We start from the raw sequence: 22,920 nt of genomic DNA, 5'->3' as shown, positions 1-22,920 counted from the left end.
CAAAATTAATAAAAAGACAAAGGTTAGTTCGCAAAATTATTACAAATTTGCAGTAAAATGCGATTTATGGATACAAAGCAGTTAAAGTGGATATATTTATTGATTCTTTCTCTTATTTGGGGAAGCTCCTTTATTTTAATCAAAAGAGGACTAGTTGGTTTGACTGCGATTCAAGTCGGATCATTCCGAATTATTTTTGCTGCTTTATTTTTACTGATTATAGGTTTTAACAGTTTAAAAAAAATCTCTCGCCGTCAATGGAAGTTTGTTGCAGTAACTTCGCTTTTCGGAACTTTTATGCCGGCTTATCTTTTTGCTATTGCAGAAACTCAAGTCGATAGTTCAATAGTTGCTATTTTAAATTCACTTACTCCTTTAAATACTTTAGTTTTAGGAATAATTGCTTTCGGAATTCAGTTTCAAAAAAGACAGGTTTTAGTGGTTTTTGTGGGGCTTGTAGGCTGTCTGCTTTTGGTTTTAACTGGAGATTCTGCGCAGTCAGGCCAGAATTATGTATATGTTTTATTGGTGGTTATTGCAACTTTGAGTTATGCAATCAATGTGAATTTGATTAAAAAATATTTACACGATTTGAATTCCATAAGTATTACAACTGGGAATTTTGCCGTTCTCTTTCTACCGGCATTAATTATCTTAAGCACAACCGATATCAGTCAAAAAATACATTTGGCAGAGACCCAGCATTCGATATTTTTTATAATGATTCTGGGTGTTTTAGGAACTGGAATTGCGAATATCCTTTTCTTTAAATTGATTCAAATGTCATCGCCTGTATTTGCAACATCGGTAACTTATTTAATTCCGATAGTCGCTTTTTTCTGGGGATTATTAGATAACGAAATGCTGACTCCGATTCAGTTTTTTGGTGCATTTATTATTTTGATTGGCGTTTATTTGTCGGCTAAAAAGTGATTTTTGAGTTATGAGTGAAAAGTTATTTGTAAAATGTAAAATGTATTGAAGTTTAGTCTGTCGCTCTCAGCGAAGTCGAAGAGCGTAAATGGCTTCAACTCCGCTCAGCTTGACAAACGTGATGAATAAAAAAAAGCTTTGTCAAAGTTTCTAACTTTGACAAAGCCCTTAAAAAATCTTATAACCTAAGTGACTTAGTAGCTCAAAACCTTTGTTCCTTTGAGCCTTTGTAGCTTTCAACCTCTACTACAAAAAATCTGCTTCAGAAACTCCTTCGTTAATTTTGATATCAGACATTTTAATGTCTAATTCAAAGCCAACATTTTGGACTAAATTATAAGGAACTTTAACTCCTTTTACTTCTCTGTAATCGTTAAAATTAGTGATTTGCGCTGCTGATTTACCGCCTTGTTCACGAATTTTAGATTCTGCCGTTTTTAAACCTGATTTAACATCATAGTAATAAGTTGTTTGCCCGTCTTTAATTACATAAGCATCACTTCCGTTGATTGGTTCAATTCCCTCAACTTTTAAATCAGTTCTTTTTACGAGCTGTAATTCTTCAAAAGGAGCTGCATTAGCTTTCATGTCGGCTAAATCTTTGCCTTCCAGATTTTTTCTTTGTCCTTGTTGTTCAACATAAGCGCCTTTTTCGTTTACAACTTGTTTCATTAAATTCATGGTTCCCATTGAAAGCGAAACCATCATTTTTCCTTTTGAATCTAATTTTGAAATAAAAGTCAATGGAGTAGGAGCTTGCGGAATAGTTGTAGAACCATTCATAAAAAGTGTTTTTACAGAAGTAACAGCTTTTTCTCCTCCAATTGCTTTAATGTAATTTTCAAAAACTGTTTTTGCTGTTATGTCTTTTGGAGCTTCTTTTTTTACAGAAGGTTTTTCGATTGGAGTTCCAAATCTATCATAATAGAAGATCGGAATTTGTAATTTTTCTAAACTAGAAATTACATCAGAACCTTTTCCAACAATTACAATACGCATATTGTCTAGTAGGAAATATTTGTTTGCAACGCGATAAATATCGTCGGCCGTAACATTGTTAATTGTTTGGATATATTTTTCATAGAAATCAGCTGGAAGTTTTTCTGTTTCAATGTTTAAAGCATAACGGGCAACAGCCTGCGGTTTTTCAACCTGCATTACAAATCTTCCTATATATCCCGCTTTTACATTTCTTAATACTTCTGGATCAACTCTTTCAGAACGTATTCTTTTTATTTCTTTAATAAATTGAACAACAGCGCTGTCTGTGACGGTGTTTCTAACTGCAGACGATGCTTTGAATTTAGTTACATATTTTCCGCTTCCAATACTTGAGTTTGCTCCGTATGTCCAAGCGTGTTGCTCGCGTAAATTCATGTTCAAATAACTGTTGAAATCACCTCCTAAAATTTGATTTGCAATAACAGCAGGGAAAAAATCTGGATCGCTCATTCTTAAATTAAGAGTGTTAACTAATGAGATTTCAGATTGAACAGCATTTGGAACATCTACAAAATCAATTTGTAGTTTTGAAGGATTTACAGGATCAGGGTAATTGTTTTTTGGAGCGTTTTGTTTTTTCCATCCACTGAATAATTTTTCTACCGCTGCTTTTGTTTCTTTGAATTTAACATCTCCAATAACAACTAAATAAGCATTTTCTGGAACAAAATATGTACTATAGTTATTTTGAACATCTGCCAGAGTTACATTTTTTACAGTTTCTTCAGAAAGATATTCTCCTGTAGGATGATTTTTGCCAAATGCTAAAACATCAACAACTCGATTAGAAATTGCAGGCACACTTTTTTCGTCTGCTTTAAGGCTTTCAAGTAGCTTTGCTTTTTCTTTATCAAATTCTGCCTGAGTAAAATTGGGTTGTAATGCGCCTTCAGCCAAAAGTTCTAAGACACGCCCAGAATATTTTGACAATGAACTTGCATAAGCACCTTGCGAAGTAAAGTTTATGCTTGCGCCGTAGAAGTCAATTTCTTCGTTAAAAGCTTCCTTTGTTGTTTTTTTAGTCCCGTTTCCGATTAAACTGCTTGTTAATTCATCAACTCCTTTTTTATTGCCTTCAGTAAATGGCGCATTATCTAGAGTAAGCGTAAAACTTACCCGAGGTAATTTATGGTTTTCAACTATCAAAACTTTCATGCCATTTGCTAAAACAAAGGTTTGCGGTTTTTTGATATTGACTACTGGCGCATTGCCTGGTTTGGGTTGTGGACGATCTTGTGCTTGCATAATTCCAGTTAGGAATAAAAGGATTAAAAAAGTATATATTTTTTTCATGATTCGATATTCTTAGTTTTGAGATTTAGGGGTAGGAATATAATCTAGAATTAAGCGTTGATTTGGATTTAAATATTTCTTGGCAACCTCTCTAATTTCTTCTCTCGTAATAGAATGGTAAATGTCGATTTCAGTATTAATTAAATTCACATCGCCATAAAGCAAATAATAGGAAGCAAGATTTTCTGCAATTCCTTCTACGCTAGAATTTGCATTTACATAGTTATTATCGAATTTGTTTTGTAATTTTTCATAATCTTTTTCAGAAATAAGATCAGTTTGAATTTTTACAATTTCCTCGTCCATTTCTTTTAAGATATCTGCAGTTGTATTTGGAGCCATTGGTAAACCGTACAAAATATACATTCCATAATCTTCCTGACTAAATCCTACAGCGCCAATCTGTAAAGCCATCTTTTTGTCATCAACAATCTTCTTATACAATTTAGAGCTTTTTCCGTCACTTAGATAAGAAGAAATTAAGTCTAAAACTCGAGCATCTCTAGTTTTCATCGAAGGCGTTCTGTAAGAAGCAACAATCATCGGAATCTGAATGTTCGGGTCTTCATAAGTAGCTTTAATTGGCTGTGTAATTGGGTCTTCGATATAAGTTTGCTTTTTAACTTCTTCTCCTCTTGGAATTGGTCCAAAATATTTCTGAATCCATTCTTTTGTTTTTGTTTTATCAAAATCTCCAGCAACAACCAAAACGGCATTATTTGGAGTGTAGAATTTTTTATTAAAAGCCTGAAATTCCTCTAGAGTTGCGGCGTCTAGATCTTGCATAGATCCAATAGTTGTCCATCTGTAAGGATGTTTTTTGAACATGTTCTTTTTAACCTCAGGCAGAATGTTCCCATACGGCTGATTATCGTAACGCATTCTTTTTTCTTCTTTTACAACTTCGTTTTGAGTTTCAACCCCAATCTTGTTAATAATAGGATGCATTAATCTTTCAGATTCCATCCATAAACCAAGTTCTAAACTGTTAGAAGGAAAAACTTCATAATAATACGTTCTGTCATCAGATGTGTTGGCATTATTAACGCCGCCATTTGCGGTAACAATTTTCATCCATTCACCGCGTTTAATATTTTGAGTTCCTTCAAATAATAAATGCTCAAAAAAGTGTGCAAATCCCGTTCTGTCCGGACGTTCATCTTTTGACCCCACATGATACATTACCGATGTGATAACAACTGGAGCAGAAGGATCGTTGTGTAAAATAACATGCAGCCCATTATCTAGATTGTATTCTTCAAAAGCTACTTTTTGAGCATGAGCCACTCCGCCGAGCATTAATGCAGCACTTAACATCATTATTGATTTTTTCATAAAGATTAATAATTTTATATATCAAACAAGAGTAGGTAGACCAGAGTTGATTTTAGTTACATCAAAAATAGTTTTTTTTAATTATCAATTAAAGATTTGTTTTTAATTTACGGCTATTTTAACAATCTTTTACTTTAAATAAAATCTATTTTTTGATTTAAAGTGCTTGAAATACAGTGCTTTTTGGGTTGAAAATATTTTTGCTTTTAGAGATTGCACAATAAATTATTAATTGTATATTTGCAACCTTAAAAATCAATAAATCAATTTGGTATGTATGCAATCGTAGAGATAGCAGGGCAACAATTTAAAGTAAGCAAAGACTTAAAGGTTTATGTTCACCGTTTGTCTAACGAAGAAGGTTCAAGTGTTTCATTTGACAAAGTTCTTTTATTAGACGATAACGGAAACGTAACTTTAGGCGCCCCAGCTATAGAAGGTGCTTCAGTAGAAGCTAAAGTGTTACAACACTTAAAAGGTGATAAAGTTATCGTTTTCAAAAAGAAAAGAAGAAAAGGATACAAAAAGAGAAATGGTCACAGACAATATCTTACACAAATTGTAATTGAAGGTATTACTGCAGCAGGTGGAACTAAAAAAGCAGCAGCTAAAAAAGCGGTTGTAGCAGAAGATGCACCAGCAACTGAAGTTGAAGCAGCTCCAAAAGCAAAAAAAGCAGCAGCTCCAAAAGCAAAAAAAGAAGCTACTAAAGAATAATAACAATATTTAAACTCATACGTCATGGCTCACAAGAAAGGTGTCGGTAGTTCGAAGAATGGTAGAGAATCAGAATCAAAACGTCTAGGCGTTAAGATTTATGGTGGTCAAGCTGCTATTGCTGGAAACATCATCGTTAGACAAAGAGGTTCAAAACACAATCCAGGTGAAAACGTTTACATTAGTAAAGATCACACTCTTCACGCAAGAGTTGCTGGAGTTGTTAAGTTCCAAAAGAAAAGAGATAACAAATCTTATGTATCTATTATTCCTTTCGAGGCATAATAATCAAAGATTACTTTTTACAAAACCCGTTCAGAAATGAACGGGTTTTTTGTTTTTAATATTTGTTGCCGTGAACTCGACAAAGATTGGTCATTGCGAGGAACGAAGCAATCTCATGTGCAAAATCAATTAGTATGAGTGTGTTTGCTTCGTTCCTCGCAATGACAATGCAGCGAAAAAAAAACCTTTGTCAAAGTTTTAAACTTTGACAAAGGCTATAGGGTATTTTTTTAAATTGGAATTTGGAATTTTTAAATTGGAATTTATTATTCAGTATCCTTAGTTTCTTCCAGGTCTTCAGTTTTTCTTCCCACTTTTACTTTAGGATTGTCCTGTGTTCCAGTAACGGTTAAGGGAATTCCAAATATGCCAAAAGGAGGTAGTCCTAAACGCATTTTTAAATTCATTTTTCCGTCTAAACTTGTTGTTCCTTCAATTCTTGGTCGAAAGCCGGCAAACTTAAATTTAAAACGTTCTACGGTTATGATATTGTTTTTAACGGTAGTTTTAATGTCAACTTTTGAAACATCCGGATTCTTCATAGATTCCGAGTTGGTTTGTTTGCTTACGGCATTAAACATTTTAAGACCTCGTACTTTTACATCTTTTACAGAAAGTGTTCCGCCACCAACAAGTGAAGGATAAACAGGCGCCATATTTCCGTTTAAACGGCCTTTTAGCTGATAATCTAAAGAAACAATTCCTTGTGCTTTTTCTGCTGCGCTGGCCATTTTTCTAAAAACTTCTACTTCATTATAAGCTCTTTTAATATCAAAATCAGCAGCTTTAATAGAATAGTCAAAATTTGCTTTTTGAGGCGTTACCGCTTGATAATTGGCATTCATAGATACATTGCATCCAATTAAGTTGAAACCAGTATTCTGCATGGTTAATTTACCATTTTTCATGCTTAAATTTCCAGCTGCATTTTGAAGATTCAACTTGTCAAAATTTACCTTTTCGGCACTTGCGAATAATTGTAAGTTTAGATTTGTTGGAATAATGATTACGCCAGTCTGTTTATTTGCTGCTGGTTTTGTTTCTGTTTTAGGTGCAGGATTTTGCGCTACAGAAGTATTTGGATCTGTAGCAGACATAAATTCATCAACATTGATGTATCGTGCTGTAACTTTAAAAGAACCTCTTAAGATGCCTGTATTTGTTGTAGCGTAATTGAAAACGTTCTGAAGATACCCATTCATTTTAAAATCAGACTGTCCGTAAGCAGCTAAGAAATTATTAAATGACATTTTATCTTGATTGATTTTGAAAATGCCTTCTTTGATAATAAATTTCTTTGGAAGATATTCTGAAGCAATTCCGATATTTCTTAATTCAAGAGTTCCTTTATTGTGTAATTTGCTGTAATTTCCTTTTTCAGCGTCGCTTTGTTTTCCTTTCAAAACCAAATCGGCTTTTACAAAACCATCTAGGTCAAGTCCTTTCTGCGAGAAGACTTTATAGATGCGATTTACGTCTAATTCACCTTTTGCTTTTACATCATAACTCAAATCATCAAAATTACTTAAGTTAGCCTGAACGAAAACAGGTTTGCCTTCAAAAGTAAATTGAACTGGTTTTAAATTCACTTTTAAATCTTGAAAAGTACCTTTTTGATTTTCAATTTTAGAGTTAATCGTAATATTGGTAATTGGATTTGGATAATATGGCGTTTTTAAATATCCATTTTTCAAATCTATTTTACCGTTTGTAATCGGAAAGCGTTTGTTTTTTTGATCAAAGACCCCGTTAACTTTTACATCGCTTACTAAAGCTCCTTTTAGTTGAATGTTAGGAATTCCAAGCGCTCTGGTTAATTTTTCTAAATCGATTTTAGCATTAAATTGCCCGTTAATATCTGGTGTGTTCACGCCTTTGACCAAAAACTTTGATTTTAAATAATCTTGATTGATGTTTAAAGAAAGGTTTTTAGCATCAACAATTACTAAATCGGGATTGAGAGACGGAACTTTTGTTTTAATGTCCAAATTTAAGTTTGAAACAGGAAAGGCACTTTTGTTGTAATTCACAAATCCATCATTTATTTTTATGTCTAAATTAAGATCTGGTGCAATGTTTTGTGAGGTTATGTATTTACCTTTCAAAGTAAAAAGAAGATTTGCTTTTCCTTTTATTTCAGTCTGCGAAAGCCATGTTATGTATTTTGGAGGAAAGGCTGTGAATACGTCATATAAATTACTGTTGTCGGATTTAATGACAAAATCCATATTATAACCATCTTTCAAAATGTCAAATTTTCCTTTAAGATCGACCAAAAGCTGATTGATTTTAAGGTTGTTTTGCTGGAAAAAGAAAGAAAGAGAGTTGATGTTTATTTTGGTAATTAAATCGGCATCAATTTTTTTATTCATTAAATAAGGTTCGTCTTCATAAACGATATTTAATTTTTCAATTTTAGCTTTTGAGTATAAATCGAAAACAGCTTTGTTTAAGTCTCCTTTTCCTAAATAATTAAATCCAAGAGCATCAAAATGTACTTTTGTAGATTTATCGTCGTAAATAATTTTACTGTTTAAGATCTCAATTCTTTCGAGTTTTAAAGCGGCTTCAGAGCTGTCTTTTGGTTGAGTAGATTGTTTTTGTGACTTATAAACGTTGTAATTCGCTTCTCCGTTTGGGTTCACTTTAACATTGATGAAAGAATCTGATAAATAAATCTGATCGATTTTTACAGACTTACTAAAAATCAAACTGGCAACATTTATTCCAAAAGAAACCTCTTTTGCAGTAATGAATTTTTCGTTTTTGTATGGTGCTGATCCATTAAGACTTAAATCGTCTAAAGTTAGTGTTAGTGATGGGAAATGACGAAAAAATGAAACCGAAACATCAGAATAATTAAGTTCTGCGCTCAATCTTTCGTTAGCTGTTTTTTTGATCTGTTCTTTAATTTGATCCTCAAAAACGATAGGCGTTAAAAATAATAATCCTAAAATAACGACGAAAGTTATTCCGAAATACTTCGCAATTTTAAATACGATTGATCTGGATTTACTTTTTTGCATAGCGAATTTATGGTATTTAGATATAAAAAAATGGGGTCAAAAAAAGAGCGTGATTTATCCGTGTACAGTTTCTTTTTTACCATAATTGGTAATAATAGAACCTTCATATTCAATCCATTCTTTCCATCGTTTATCGATGTCTATATTGTCTTGATATTTTCTGGCAAAACCTAGAAAAGTAGTGTAATGTCCGGCTTCAGAAATCATTAAGTCGCGATAGAATTTAGCTAATTCTTCATCTTTAATATTTTCAGAAAGTACTTTAAAACGCTCACAGCTTCTAGCTTCAATCATTGCAGAAAACAACAATCGATCACAAAGAGCATCTCTTCGGCTGCCGTCTTTTTTCATGAATTTAAAAAGTTCATTTACATAATGGTCTTTCCTTTCACGTCCCAAAGTAAGTCCGCGTTTCTTTATCACATCATGAACCATTTGTAAATGTTCTAATTCTTCTCTGGCAATCACGAGCATTTCGGTTACTAATTCCTCTAATTCAGAGTTATAGGTAACAATGCTGATTGCGTTTGAAGCTGCTTTTTGTTCGCACCAAGCATGATCCGTTAAAATTTCTTCGATGTTTGACTCGACGATATTTACCCAGCGAGGGTCTGTAGCTAATTTTAATCCCAACATAATTTCCCAGCATTTAGTTCCGTGCAAAATTAGTGTTTTTTATCACTAATAATCACTAAATATCGTGCTATTGCGCTGAAAAAAGCATTATTTTGTAAGTTGAAATAAATTACAATGAATCAGTTAAAAAAACTTTTAATTCTTGGGTTTGTGTGGCCTGAGCCAAATTCTTCTGCGGCAGGCGGGAGAATGATGCAGTTGATTTCAATTTTCGCAGCAAACGGATTTGAAATAACATTTGCCAGCGCAGCGCAGGACAGTGATTTTATGGTTGATTTATCTGAGTTTGGAGTAATTAAAAAGAGCATAGAACTTAATTCAGCTACTTTTGATTCGTTTTTGTTGGAACTAAATCCCGATGTTGTGTTGTTTGATAGATTTATGATTGAAGAACAATTTGGATGGAGAGTAATCGAAAACTGCCCAAAAGCCATCAGAATTTTAGATACTGAAGATCTGCATTGTTTGAGAACAGCAAGGCAAAAAGCTTTTAAGGAAAAACGAACTTTTGAAATGACTGATTTGTTTTCTGAAGAAGTTGCTAAACGTGAAATTGCTAGTATTTTACGGTCTGATTTATCTTTAATTATTTCTGAATTCGAAATGAAAATTCTCAAAGAAAATTTTAGAATTAGTTCTGACTTGCTTTTTTATCTTCCTTTTTTAGTGAATAAAATAGCTGAAGATGATTTATTGCAATTGCCTGTATTTGATGATCGTCAGCATTATGTTTTTATAGGGAATTTTCTTCACGAGCCGAATTGGAATACCGTGCAATATTTAAAAGAAGCGATTTGGCCTTCTATAAAAAAAGATTTTCCAGAAGCTGTTTTGGAAGTTTATGGCGCTTATCCTTCACAAAAAGTGCTGCAATTACATCAGCCTAAAAATGGTTTTTTTATAATGGGAAGGGCAGCAGATGCTAATGAAGTGGTGAAAAAGGCGAGGGTTGTATTGGCTCCAATTCGTTTTGGAGCAGGTTTGAAAGGGAAGTTGTTAGAGGCAATGCAATGCGGAACGCCAAGTGTAACAACAGCAATTGGTTCTGAAGCTATGCATGGTAATCTACCATGGAATGGTTTTGTTGAAGATGATCCGCATGAATTTGCAAAAAAAGCAATTGCACTTTATAAAGATGAAAATCTGTGGAAAGAGTCTCAGAAAAATGCTGTTGCGATTATTAATGAATGTTATCAAAAAAATAATTATTCAGACGAATTAACTAATCTGGTCAATAAATTATTAATCGATTCCACAAATCATCGGCTTCATAATTTTATGGGCAGTTTACTACAGCATCACGCGTATAAGAGCACCATGTATATGTCAAAATGGATTGAAGCCAAAAATAAAAATTAAACCTCCATTTTTCCAAACCCTACAGTTTCACGATAAATCTGAGGCGAAACATCGGCATTGGTTTTAAAGAAACGGCTGAAATAATGTTCGTCATCATAACCTAGTTCGTAAGCTATTTCTTTTACGGTTTTATTGGTTAAGTACAATTCTCGTTTAGCTTCAATAATTATTCTTTCCGAAATTAAGTCCGTTAGTGTTTTATTGAAGTAATTCTTAGAGAGTTTTGCTAATGCTTTTGGTGAAATATTTAGCAGATCTGCATAATTTCCAGCCGAATGTTTGGTTTTGAAATTAAGTTCAATGGCATCTATCAGATTTTGAAGAATAGCAGGTTCTTTTGAATCTGGAACCGATTTCAGCTCTTCTAATTGCTCTGTTTTTAGTCTTGAAGCTGTAATTAAAAATATCTTTAAATACGAAATTAGCAGTTCATATTGTGCCAGTTCAGCATTTTGAATTTCAGCTTTCATTTGCTCAATAACCATTTTGAAAGTTAGCAGCGCTTGTTCTGTAACACGAACATAAGGTGGCTGATAAATGTTATTGAATAAAACGCCGTTACATGAAACTTCTTTTTGATGCATGTGAATGCAGTAAAAATCTGGGTGAAAATGAATCGCAATTCCTTCAATTGGTTCGTTTACGCAAAGCATAAAAGGCTGATAGGGTGAAAAGGCTATAAGAGAGTTTTCTTCAAATTGATGTTCTGCAAAATCAGCTTTTACTTTGCCTTTTCCTTTGGTTACCCAAATTAAAGAGTAGTAGTTGTTTCGTTGCAAATGGTCGAAATGGCTGTTGTCATCAAAAGAAAGAATTTTAAATGCTAAATTGCCATTTTGCGGATTTATCAAAGTTGAAACATTTGAAGAACTCATATGTAATAGTATTTTTGAAAATATAAAGATAGTTATGAAATAAATTCACAACTATCCTTATAAATTGTTTTTTGTTATAGTGTGCTGGTGTTTTAATTATACTGCTGGAAAATCAATTTCAGTATTAGCAACGTTATTGAAATAGTTTGTTAAAACATTTAAAGCGACATGAGCAATAGTTTCAGCGATTTCTGCATCAGAAACTTCTGCATTTTTAGCTTTATTGACATCTTCATCGTTTACTAAACCATTTTTACTGATTAAAGTTTTAGCTAATTGTAAAATTGCTTCTGTTTTAGCGTCTGTTGAATTTCCTGTTCTTGCTGCTTTTAAAACCGCTGGATCTGCCTTAACTAATTTTTCTCCAATAAAGGTGTGAGCTGCTAAACAATAATCACAAGAATTGCTTTCTGAAACTGCTAATGCAATTAATTCGCCGGTTTTTGCGCTTAGTTTTCCGTGGCTCAATGCACCACTCAAATTCAAATATCCTTCTAAAACTGCTGGTGAATTTCCCATTGTTCTCATCATGTTCGGAACTACACCTAATTTTGCTTGTACAGCGTTGAATAAATCTTTAGTTTTTCCTGTTACTTCTTCTGGGTTTAATGCTGTTAATCGTGTCATTTTATTTAAATTTTAAATGTTATTATTTGTTGTTGTCTTTTGACATTACAAAGGTGCGACGATTACAGATTTTGGAACATGGAGAATCTACGCTATGTGATGGACAATTTTCCCTGACAATTATTTTAAACGAAAAAATCATAATCTTGTCATTTCTCCTCCGTCGAAATGACAAATAGTGCATATAAAAAAGAGGCTGTCCGTAAAGTGACAGCCTCTTTTAAAATGATAGTTTAAAAAATTTATTTCAAAACACCTTCAACAGCTTGAATTGTAGTAGCATGATATCCAGCTTTTGCTTTTTCAAAAATCTGCTTAGCCCAAATTTTTCCTTCTGGGGTTTTAACCATTTCTTTATAAAGCATCATGACAGATCCAGTTCTGCTTATGCCAATTAAAAATTGTTCAATTGCAGGATATGCTGGTTTGTATTGGTGGATTAATGCCTGAACAAACCATTGACGTTTGATAATGAAATTGCCTCCTTTTGTAAAGTTGAATTCATTGTCAATTGCTTCCATTTCTTTTACTGTAATATCTGCTGGAAGATGATCTATAAAATGCTGTTTTTCTGCAGTTGTTGTTATTTTTTTGCTTAATCCCTTTACGCCAGTTTCTCTCCAGCTTTTTTGAATTTTATCAATTGCGTCAAAATCGGCAGAACTTACAGGAGTAATGTTTGATGGAATTCCGGGTTTGTAAATCCAATCTTCCAGTTTGATTTTGTCTGCTAAAGTTTTGTCTCCTTTTATCAGGTTTTCATTTAGATATTTTACAAAATCCTCTGTTGTAATTGATTTAAATGCATGTGCATCGAAATAGTTTTTAATGAAAATATCAAATTTTTCACGTCCAACAGCATTTTCTATAACTCTTAAAAATGCATAACCTTTTACATAAGGAATCATACTGATTCCGTCATCTGGATTTCTTTCTGTTAAAGATACTTTTAATCTTGTGTCAGGACTTGTTTCTCCATATTCTGCTACATTGTCAACTAGTTCCTTACGGGTGATAACATTTTGCATTTCAAATTCTTTCTTCCCAAAAATAGCTTCTCCTATTCGGTGTTCTACATAAGTTGTAAAACCTTCGTTTAACCAAATATCATCCCAAGTTGCGTTTGTAACTAAATTTCCGCTCCAGCTGTGGCCTAATTCGTGTGCTAATAAACTAGTTAACGAACGATCTCCTGCAATAACTCCTGGAGTTAAAAAGGTTAGGTTTGGATTTTCCATTCCGCCATAAGGAAAACTTGGAGGTAAAACCAAAACATCATAACGTCCCCAGCGATAAGGTCCATATAGCTTTTCGGCAGCGACAACCATTTTTCCTAGTTCAGCAAATTCCCAAGCCGATTTTTTTAGCATTGAAGGCTCTGCATAAACTCCAGTTCTGTTGTCTATAGATTGAAATTCAATATCTCCCACGGCAATCGCCATTAAATAAGACGGAATTGCTTTGTCTTGCTTGAAAGTATATACCCCTGTATCATTTTTCTTCTGCGGATTTACTGCGCTCATTACGGCTAATAAATCTTTAGGAACCGTAACTTTTGCATTGTAAGTAAAACGAATTCCTGGAGAATCTTGACATGGAATCCATGTTCTTGACCAAACGCTTTCTCCTTGCGAAAATAAAAATGGTTTCTTTTTGTCTGCAGTTTGTTCAGGCTTCAGCCATTGTAAAGCAACAGCATCTTTTGTTGTGCTGTAATAGATGTTTACTTTGGTAGTATTTGGTTCAATTGTAATATGAAGCGGTTTTCCGTGAAATTCAGTATTCTTTCCAAGTTCAAATTTGGTTTCTTTTTCTTCGTCGCCTAGTGTTACTTTTGTGATATTTAAAGTGTTTTCGTCGAAAATAATTTCGTTCCCTTTGCTGATATTATCAATTAGCCAAGAAGCTTTTCCTGAAATAGTCTGTGTGTCAAAGTCGACTTTAATATCTAGATCAAGATGTTTTACAACAGCAAGTTCTGGTTTAGAGTAGCTGTGTTCGTCTGTAACAGCGGCTGCTTTTTCCGTTTGGTCTTTTTTCTGGCAGGCAATTACTGTCAGGAATAAAGCTGCGAGGATTAGTTTTTTCATTTTATGAAGTATTGAATTTGAGGATGAAAATTAAACAAAAAATCCCGTTTTGAATAAACAAAACGGGATTTTATTAAATATAACCTTCGACTTAGCTCGGGCTGACATGTGTATATTATGCCAACATTGTAACCGGGCTTTCGATGTATTGTTTTAATGTTTGTAAGAATTGAGCGCCAGTTGCACCGTCAATTGTTCTGTGGTCACATGCTAATGATAACATCATTGTGTTTCCAACTACGATTTGACCGTTTTTAACTACTGGTTTCTCAACAATTGCACCTACAGAAAGGATTGCAGAGTTTGGCTGATTGATAATAGAATTAAATTCAGTAATACCAAACATTCCAAGGTTAGATACTGTAAAAGTACTTCCTTCCATTTCTTGTGGTCCTAATTTTTTGTTTTTAGCTCTTCCTGCAAGGTCTCTTACAGAAGCACCAATTTGAGATAAACTCATAGCATCTGTAAATTTCAATACAGGAACTACTAATCCGTCTTCAACAGCTACAGCAACACCAATATTTACGTGGTGGTTGATGATGATAGCATCTTCTTTCCACTGAGAGTTGATTTTTGGGTGTTTTTTCAATGCTAAAGCACAAGCTTTAATTACCATATCGTTGAAAGATACTTTTGTATCAGGAACAGTGTTGATAGTTGCTCTTGCACCCATAGCTTCGTCCATACTTACTTCGATCACTAAGTTGTAGTGAGGTGCAGTAAATAAAGATTCTGCAAGACGTTTAGCGATAATTTTACGCATTTGAGAGTTTTTGATCTCTTCTGTGTAAACTTCTCCAGCAGGAACAAATACCTTTGGTGCAGCAGGAGCAGAAGCTTCTTGTTTTGCATCAGCAGCTTTAGCGGCAGGTTGTCCTTGAGCAGATGGAGTAAAGTTTTCGATATCGCTTTTTACGATACGTCCGTTTTCTCCAGAACCTTTAACTTGGCTTAATTGAATTCCTTTGTCAGAAGCGATTTTCTTAGCTAAAGGTGAAGCTAAAATTCTTCCTCCATTTGATGAAGTATCAGCAGTTGCTTCTGTTTCTTTTTCAGCAGCAGGAGCAGCTTTTGTTTCTTCTGCAGCAGGTGCACTTGCAGTTGAAGCGCCTCCAGCAGTATAATTTTCAGCAATTCCAGAAATGTCAGTTCCTGCAGGTCCGATGATAGCTAATAAGCTGTCAACAGGAGCAGTGTTTCCTTCTTGAATTCCGATGTATAATAATGTTCCAGCATTGAATGACTCAAACTCCATTGTAGCTTTGTCTGTTTCAATTTCTGCTAAAATATCTCCTTCAGCCACAGCATCGCCAACTTTTTTCAACCAAGTTGCTACTGTACCTTCTGTCATTGTATCACTCAAACGTGGCATAGTTACAACTACAACACCTTTTGGTAATTCAGTAGCTGCTTTTGCAGGAGCAGCAGTTTCAGTTTTTGCTTCTGCAGTAGGAGCTTCTTCTTTAGCTTCCGCTTTTGGCGCTTCAGCAGGAGCGTCACCACCAGCTAAAAGAGCAGAAATATCTTCTCCTTCTTTACCGATGATTGCAAGTAATGAATCAACTGGAGCAGTTTCTCCAGCTTGAATTCCAATATGTAAAAGAGTTCCTTCGTTAAAAGATTCGAACTCCATTGTTGCTTTGTCTGTTTCAATTTCAGCAAGGATATCTCCTTCGCTGATTTTGTCGCCTACTTTTTTTAACCAAGTCGCTACCGTTCCTTCCGTCATAGTATCGCTCAAACGAGGCATTGTTACTTTAATAGCCATAATTAATTATAGTTTATGAGGTGTAAATGGATAGTCTTCTTGTGCGTATACTACATCGTATAATTGTTGTAAGTCTGGATATGGAGATTCTTCAGCGAATTTCGCACACTCTTCAACTAAGTCTTTAACTCTTTGGTCAATTACTTCAATTTCTTCGTCAGTAGCATATTTTTGATCCTTAATTACATCAAGAACTTGAGTAATTGGGTCGATTTTTTTGTATTCTTCAACCTCTTCTTTCGAACGGTACAATTGTGCATCAGACATAGAGTGTCCTCTGTAACGGTATGTTTTCATTTCAAGGAAAGTTGGTCCATCGCCGCGACGCGCTCTTTCGATAGCTTCATGCATAGCTTCAGCAACTTTTACTGGATTCATTCCATCAACCGGTCCGCAAGGCATTTCATAACCTAAACCTAGTTTCCAGATGTCAGTGTGGTTTGCAGTTCTTTCTACAGAAGTTCCCATTGCATATCCGTTGTTTTCAACAATAAATACAACTGGAAGTTTCCATAACATAGCCATGTTGAAAGCTTCGTGTAAAGAACCTTGTCTTGCAGCTCCATCACCAAAGTAAGTCATGGTAACACCACCAGTGTTGAAATATTTATCAGCAAAAGCTAAACCTGCTCCTACTGGAATTTGTCCACCAACGATTCCGTGACCACCATAAAAACGGTGTTCTTTAGAGAAAATGTGCATAGAACCTCCCATACCTTTAGAAGTTCCTGTTACTTTTCCTAAAAGTTCTGCCATTACATTTCTAGGATCAACTCCCATACCAATTGGCTGAACGTGGTTTCTGTAAGCAGTGATCATTTTATCTTTGGTCAAATCCATAGCGTGCAATGCACCAGCTAATACAGCTTCTTGACCATTATATAGGTGTAGAAAACCTCTAACTTTTTGTTGAATGTATAATGCTGCAAGTTTGTCTTCAAACTTTCTCCAAAGCAGCATGTCCTCATACCACTTTAAATATACCTCTTTTGTAACTTCTTTCATCTGAATTCTTTCTTTTGCTAAAGTTGTTTGTGTTATCGATTATTGTGCCTGTAACGCAAAATAGTTTCCTCCCACAAATTTGCGCCCGAAAGGTCGGGATGCAAAAATAAGACATTACATTTAAGAACTAAAATTAAATAGCTACTTTTTGGCTTTTTTTTACAAGAACTTTTTGTCGAACATTAAAGGGAGTAAATTTTTTAGTGATGAAGATTTATAAACTTCGCCAATTTCGCCCATAAAATAGATTTCAATTGGGGTGTCCTGTTTTATTTCGTATTCAGCAATTGATTGTCGGCAAGAACCGCATGGCGGAATAGGGGCAGTGGTCTGGTTTGTGTCTGAAGCTGCTGTAATAGCCATTTTTGTTATTTTGGCTTCAGGATAAATGCTTCCTGCATGAAAAATTGCAACTCTTTCTGCGCAAAGTCCAGAGGGATAAGCGGCGTTTTCTTGGTTGGAACCTAAAACAATTTTACCGTTATCTAAAAGTAAAGCGGCTCCAACTCTAAAGTTTGAATAGGGCGCGTAAGCCTTCTTTCTAATTTCGACTGCTTGATTCATTAAATCCTGAATTTCTTCTGGAAGTTCTTTTAAACTATCAAATATTGTAAATGAAGTTGTTATATTGATCTCTTTCATCTGTTTTTAAGGGAAAAAAAATCCAAATTCCTAAAATGCCGGAATTTGGATTGAGTTATTTTTATTTTGATACAGCTCTTTAATAAGTTTCGTATTTGTCACCAAAGTTAAACGTTAAAGAGAAACGGAGTGTGTTTTCTAATGGATTTTTTATTTTCGAAGCCGAGAATAGATAAGATACATCAATTTTCATAATGTTGTATTTAAATCCTGCTCCTAAAGAGAAAAATTGTTTAGCTCCTTTTTCTGGACTTTCGTGATAGTATCCTAAACGCATTGCAAATGAATCTTGGTACATATATTCTGCAGCTACGCTATAGGTAACTTCTTTTACTTCTTCTTTAAATCCGCCTGGAGCATCACCAAATGATTTGAATACTCCTTGAAACCATCCAATATCATTATAGTCTCTATATCCAGCATCTGTAGCTTCTTGTTGTGTGATGTCTTCTGGATCATCAAAATCTCCATCTCCATTTGCGTCTACGGCAGTTCCTATCCCTGGAGGAGTCGGAACTAAAAGTTTGGTAAGTTCGGCGCTTAAAGTAAGTTTGTTGTAGTCATCAAAAATAAAATCAAATCCTCCACCTAATCTTAAATTAGCTGGCAGAAAGTTTGAACTTACATCATCATTGTCATAACTTATTTTTGGACCTAAATTCTGAAAGTTAATTCCGGCTCTCCATCTTCCGTTGAAATCCTGGTAAGCAATTTCTTCTGATTGATAAAAAGCAGCTACATCGACAGCAAAAGAACTGGCAGATGTTGCATCAACTTCTTCTGAAGCGACTTTTAGGTTAGAGTTTATGAAACGTCCTGCAACTGCCATCGAGAATTTTTCACTTAATTTTAGTGAATAAGATCCGTCTAAGGCAAATTCGTTTGGATTTACTTCTCGTACAGCTTCGTTAGGATCTCCAGTGTATCTTAGTTCAATTCCTCCAAAACCAAAATAACGAAAACTTGCAGCAAAAGCACTTTTTTCGTTGATTTTGTTGTAGTAAGTCAACTGACCTAATGAAATGTCGTTGGCAAGATCCGTCAAATACGGTGTGTAACTAATAGAAAGACCCTGAGCATCTTCTGCAAATGCGTATTTAGCGGGATTCCATTGTTGTGAGAAAACGTCGGACGAAGTAGCGACACCTTGGTCGGCTAAACCGGCTGCTCTAGCATCTGCGGCTACTAATAGAAAAGGTACTCCAGTTACTATAGGTCTTGATTCCTGGGCCTTTGAACTGCAGAAAATAAAAAAACAAATTAATAAAAGTGATATTTTTTTCATTTATGGGACTAATGTTTTGGTGATGCAAATATATATAATATTATAGGATGACAAGCTTTTCGTATTTTTCTGCTTTTTTATTTGTTAAATTTGATTTTACCGTGAGTTTGTAAATATATACTCCTTTTCCGATTCTGTCTCCAAAATCATCCTTTCCGTCCCATGTTATTTCTCTTGATAAAAATCCTTCTGTTGTTATTGTTTGATTTTTAGTCCAAACCACTTTTCCTGTAATAGTCATAACTTGAACCTGTACTTCCAGCGGTTCGTATGGTCTGTTATGCGAAAACCAGAATTGTGTATAAGTTGAAAAAGGGTTTGGGTAATTAAGAACGTGTGATAATGTCAATGATTCATCTCCAACAACTGTAAATTGAATTTCGCTGGTAACAGGATTATTATAAACATCCCAAGCAGTGAAGCTTATGGTGTGTAATCCTGGGGCTAAATTTCTAAAAGGGAAGCGTAAGTTCCCGTTTGTGTAATCGTCTAATTTTGTTTGATAATAATCATTCAAAATATAAGGATTGCTTACATCTCCATCTAAAATTGCAACAATATCATGCCCGATTCCACTTGCTGTATTAATTCCGTTTTCGTCTTCTAAAAAGGCTAAAAGGAAAGGAGACTCATTTGTAATGCCTCCAGACACAAAAGTTTCGTCGTTCATATATAACTTAACTTTTGGACTTATATTGTCCTGAGGTGCATTTTCGTTAATTCCTCCAATTTTAATGCTATTATTGTAGCCCGTTTGGTTTTCTAGAGCCTCATTTTTTTTAGAATAAAAACTAATTCGACCATTATCAACAGGAATTCTAATGTCTCTCGGAACAACAAAACTAAATTCAAATTGTCCGTTTGTGACAGATGCATTTCCTCTAAAAATCGTTTCTCCTAAGGTTTTAAATTGTATTGGAGGGCTGAAGCCATCATTGTTTAAAGTCGAATTTGTAATCATTTTATCGAAAATGGCGGTAGCTAATTCTCCATTATAATTGCTTAAAAGAGTATTGTTTTCATCTGTAATTTCTCCTGATATTTTGATTTTTGACAGTGATTTTAAATCAGGTATAGCTTGAGAAATCACAATATCATTTACTTTTGTTAAATTAATCCTAGGTTTTGGAATTGCTAACATCAAAGCAGGATCACCTATATATACAACAACATTGCTGGCAGAACTTGGTCTTTCGTTTTTTGAAATTCTTAAAGATTCTGCAATGCTATTGTATTGATTTGAGCCGTACGAAAGAAGATTTTTGCTTAATATGTCATTGAAATCTTCTGCATTTGGCTGGCCGATTTCACGAATTGTTGTCAGCATAGAAATTGCACCTCCTTTTGGGTTCCAAAATACATATTCTCCAGCTGTAGGTCTTGTTGGATCGTCAAATCTTGAAAATTCACAGGTAATTGTAACAAATAAAGGATATTTGTATTGATTGTTTAAATTCTGCCCATCTGATTTTTCCCAAATTCGTTCACTTGCTAATCCGTCTTCACCGCCATGTCCCAAATAATTAAAAACTAACGCACCTTTTTCAAAAGCATTAAAAAAATCGGTTCTTGCTTTAGGATATCGCGCTCCACCGGCAGAAGCTTCTTGTGTGTAAGAATCTAAAAGTATTTTTTCGATATTAAAAAAAGGTTTTTCTGTGGTTATCACATCGGCCAATCCGTTTTGGCGGGACTGTAATGTTTCGTCTCCAGATTTATCAGAATCATCACTTATTAAAACAAAATTGTTTCTCCAGTTTCCGTACGATTTTGCATCATGATATTCTAAAACTTTGTTGACCATTTCCTGTGCTTGCGAATTGTCCGAAACAAGCATTCTTCCAACTGCAATGTCAATTCCTCCAAAAGGGTAAGCTATAATTCCTTCATCAGCATCCATAAAGCCAAAAAAATCATCAGAAGCAAATCCAGCTTCTCCAACCGTATTGCTTACTAACGATTGATATATAGGTACAATATTAGTGTTGTTAGAAATTCGGTCCTTGTAATCATACGAAGCATCACCAAATAGATTTAAATACTTTATTCTTTTTTCTGAAGAAGAAGCATTCTCGTAAATATATTTAACGCAATTTCGAATAGCTGCAATATCTTGTTTTCCCGAAGAGAACTCCTGATAAATATGGTCTAGTGAAATAACTTTTACATTTAAGTTTGAATTGATGCGATGAAAACTAGCCAGTCTTTCTGCTTGAGATATCAAAGATTTTGGAGATACAATTACATAATCGATGTCTTGAAAAGCATTTTGGCTATTTCTAAAAATTGTGCCTTTTAAGTTTTGATTTGCGATTTTTGACTGGTTGTCTTTTAAAGGAGTGTAATAATCCGCAGCATCAACTGTTACATATTTTCTAACTTCTCCTAAATTGGCTTTAAAGCTAAAAGTTGATTGATTTGCATTTTCAATTTTTGATACATTATATAGGTCTGTAATATCCCAAATCTGACTTATTCCCGCCGCATTTCCAATCGTGTAATTAACAACTCCACTTATAGATCCCGCATTGTTGTATTGAAACAAAAATTGCTTTCCAGTTCCTAAAAGTTTTCGTTTTGCTGTCAAATTGATGTAATCTAAGTAACCTTTAGATCCTGGAACTCCATTATTATTATAGGTAAGTTTTATTTTTACGTTGTCGGTTCCTGTAAAAGTTGTGTTTGCGGGCAATTTTCCAGTGTAGTATTTAGTATCTGAATTTGTTATTAATGACGAAAAATTTATAGTTCCAACATTTTGTCCGTTGGCAGAAACAATAAATGAAGTAGGGGTAAAGGCAGCTGAAGCAGCATTTACTTCAATTTTTATTGGTGTAGAAGTGTCGAGATTTGGAAAACTGAATGAAAATTCTTGTTCCTGATTAATATCAAAAGATTCTCCAAGCCATTGACGACCTAAATGGACAATGTTAGTCTGGTCGATTTCATGAAATTGATAGTCATCAAACGTGTTCAGTTCTAAAGTGCTGTTCGCCGTTGGCTGATTTAAATTAGGAATTCTCTTTCCCTCAGTCCCAGACGCAGTTACATAGTAATAAGACTTAGTGTCGTACAAATTTAGATTGGTTTGACTTTCAGAGTTCCAGTTTTCAACTCCTTCGGCATAAAAAAGAATATAATCTTCATTGTTGAAAGTGCCGTCATCTTCACCGATAATCTGAATTGCATTTTCAGTTAAATCATCTGGATAATAGATGTTGTTGGCCAGAGGAAGCATTTTGCCACCGTTTCCGTAAATTTTTATTCTTCTCGGATCAACTCTCGAAGGATCAAATCCTAAGCTTTGTAAAAAGGACTTGCTTATTTTATATACACCAGATTTTTGAACATAAAACCGATACCAATCTCCAGATGCTAAAACAGAATTTGAAATTGCAGCAGTTTTTTGAAAGGATGAATTGTTGTTTGTTCTTGCTGTTGAATTGTTTATAGTGTAAGAAAATGACCTAATACGTTTAAAACCACTTCCATCCTTTATTATTGGATACAATGAAAGAAAAGATTGTTTTAGATCGCGCGAATTTGTCATTAATAAAGATTCGTTCGGTTTTTCAGGTATGTTTGCAGTTGTTAAATCTCCTAATTCTGCTCTTGAAACCGACTCGAAAATAATATTGTTAATTTGTATCGAGCTGCCGTTTGAGACGTTGGATTGGTTGAGATTTTGGAGGAACGTTATGCTTTTTTTTGTAATATCGAAGCGAAAACTGCTTCCGGTAAAGGTTGGAATAATAATTTTATTTTCGCCGTAATTGATCTCCTTTTTGTTCTGCCAATTGATCGTGACGTCCCCATTTAACTGAGAAAATGAGAGAATTGGAATCAAAAAAATAAAGATGAATATTACTTGTTTCATTGGTTTGAAAAGCGAAATTTAATTAAAAAATAATTATTAAGTAAAAATATAGTATTTCATGTTACAGTAATAATAAAAAGTATATTTTTGCGTTCGTAACTAAAGGTTATTTTCTGGTAAAAAAACAGCTAAATAAAATTATTAGAACAGATGTTGCTAATT

At 34.2% G+C, this 22,920-nt stretch carries 16 protein-coding genes; 4 read left to right on the top strand and 12 right to left on the bottom strand.

What is annotated here, in order from left to right; genetic code table 11:
• Positions 1-66 precede the first annotated feature (66 nt).
• Positions 67-933 carry a DMT family transporter gene (locus ASE40_RS13240; protein ID WP_057117546.1) on the top strand — a complete coding sequence of 289 codons (867 nt, stop codon included), beginning with the start codon at positions 67-69 and terminating at the stop codon, positions 931-933.
• A gap of 246 nt (positions 934-1,179) precedes the next feature.
• On the opposite strand, the gene ASE40_RS13235 is transcribed toward ASE40_RS13240, so the two are convergent.
• Both ASE40_RS13235 and ASE40_RS13230 read right to left on the bottom strand, forming a co-directional pair.
• A complete protein-coding gene (locus tag ASE40_RS13235) occupies positions 1,180-3,228 on the bottom strand; it encodes a M16 family metallopeptidase (RefSeq protein ID WP_057117545.1) in 2,049 nt (682 codons plus the stop codon).
• 12 nt (positions 3,229-3,240) lie between these two features.
• A complete protein-coding gene (locus tag ASE40_RS13230) occupies positions 3,241-4,563 on the bottom strand; it encodes a M16 family metallopeptidase (protein WP_057117544.1) in 1,323 nt (440 codons plus the stop codon).
• Positions 4,564-4,836: 273 nt separating this feature from the next.
• Between ASE40_RS13230 and rplU the strand changes: the two genes are divergently transcribed.
• Positions 4,837-5,280 carry a 50S ribosomal protein L21 gene (gene rplU, locus ASE40_RS13225; RefSeq protein ID WP_057117543.1) on the top strand — a complete coding sequence of 148 codons (444 nt, stop codon included), beginning with the start codon at positions 4,837-4,839 and terminating at the stop codon, positions 5,278-5,280.
• Positions 5,281-5,304: 24 nt separating this feature from the next.
• On the top strand, positions 5,305-5,565 hold the full coding sequence (rpmA, locus tag ASE40_RS13220; RefSeq protein WP_012023622.1) for a 50S ribosomal protein L27: 261 nt from the start codon (positions 5,305-5,307) through the stop codon (positions 5,563-5,565).
• Between the two features lie 266 nt (positions 5,566-5,831).
• Here the strand turns inward: rpmA and ASE40_RS13215 are convergent, their stop codons facing one another.
• Positions 5,832-8,591 carry an AsmA-like C-terminal region-containing protein gene (locus tag ASE40_RS13215; protein ID WP_057117542.1) on the bottom strand — a complete coding sequence of 920 codons (2,760 nt, stop codon included), beginning with the start codon at positions 8,589-8,591 and terminating at the stop codon, positions 5,832-5,834.
• Between the two features lie 54 nt (positions 8,592-8,645).
• On the bottom strand, positions 8,646-9,227 hold the full coding sequence (locus ASE40_RS13210; protein WP_057117541.1) for a tRNA-(ms[2]io[6]A)-hydroxylase: 582 nt from the start codon (positions 9,225-9,227) through the stop codon (positions 8,646-8,648).
• 114 nt (positions 9,228-9,341) lie between these two features.
• Here ASE40_RS13210 and ASE40_RS13205 point away from each other — a divergent pair, with 114 nt between their 5' ends.
• Positions 9,342-10,586 (top strand): glycosyltransferase, encoded by a 1,245-nt coding sequence (locus ASE40_RS13205; protein WP_057117540.1) that lies wholly within the window; start codon positions 9,342-9,344, stop codon positions 10,584-10,586.
• Here ASE40_RS13205 and ASE40_RS13200 read toward each other — a convergent pair.
• The 8 genes from ASE40_RS13200 to porU all read right to left on the bottom strand — a co-directional run bounded on the left by ASE40_RS13200 (position 10,583) and on the right by porU (position 22,758).
• A complete protein-coding gene (locus ASE40_RS13200) occupies positions 10,583-11,461 on the bottom strand; it encodes a helix-turn-helix domain-containing protein (RefSeq protein ID WP_057117539.1) in 879 nt (292 codons plus the stop codon). The two genes, ASE40_RS13205 and ASE40_RS13200, sit on opposite strands and share 4 nt — an antisense overlap.
• 96 nt (positions 11,462-11,557) lie before the next feature.
• Positions 11,558-12,088 (bottom strand): carboxymuconolactone decarboxylase family protein, encoded by a 531-nt coding sequence (locus ASE40_RS13195; RefSeq protein ID WP_057117538.1) that lies wholly within the window; start codon positions 12,086-12,088, stop codon positions 11,558-11,560.
• A 242-nt stretch (positions 12,089-12,330) separates the two neighbouring features.
• The gene (locus ASE40_RS13190) at positions 12,331-14,178 is read right to left on the bottom strand and encodes a hydrolase/aminopeptidase (RefSeq protein ID WP_057117537.1); all 1,848 of its coding nucleotides are present in this window, start codon (positions 14,176-14,178) and stop codon (positions 12,331-12,333) included.
• Positions 14,179-14,293: 115 nt separating this feature from the next.
• Complete coding sequence (locus ASE40_RS13185) at positions 14,294-15,949, bottom strand: pyruvate dehydrogenase complex dihydrolipoamide acetyltransferase (protein WP_057117536.1); 1,656 nt, start codon at positions 15,947-15,949, stop codon at positions 14,294-14,296.
• Positions 15,950-15,955: 6 nt separating this feature from the next.
• Positions 15,956-16,954 carry a pyruvate dehydrogenase (acetyl-transferring) E1 component subunit alpha gene (gene pdhA, locus ASE40_RS13180; protein ID WP_057117535.1) on the bottom strand — a complete coding sequence of 333 codons (999 nt, stop codon included), beginning with the start codon at positions 16,952-16,954 and terminating at the stop codon, positions 15,956-15,958.
• Between the two features lie 159 nt (positions 16,955-17,113).
• A complete protein-coding gene (gene cdd, locus ASE40_RS13175) occupies positions 17,114-17,596 on the bottom strand; it encodes a cytidine deaminase (protein ID WP_057117534.1) in 483 nt (160 codons plus the stop codon).
• 79 nt (positions 17,597-17,675) lie between these two features.
• Positions 17,676-18,881 (bottom strand): type IX secretion system outer membrane channel protein PorV, encoded by a 1,206-nt coding sequence (gene porV, locus ASE40_RS13170; RefSeq protein ID WP_057117533.1) that lies wholly within the window; start codon positions 18,879-18,881, stop codon positions 17,676-17,678.
• Between the two features lie 40 nt (positions 18,882-18,921).
• Positions 18,922-22,758, bottom strand: coding sequence for a type IX secretion system sortase PorU (gene porU / locus ASE40_RS13165; protein WP_057117532.1), 3,837 nt, complete (start codon positions 22,756-22,758; stop codon positions 18,922-18,924).
• Positions 22,759-22,920: the final 162 nt, after the last annotated feature.

The sequence above is a fragment of the Flavobacterium sp. Root935 genome (assembly GCF_001429295.1).
GTDB lineage: Bacteria > Bacteroidota > Bacteroidia > Flavobacteriales > Flavobacteriaceae > Flavobacterium.
This window is presented reverse-complemented; position numbering and strand designations above follow the sequence as displayed.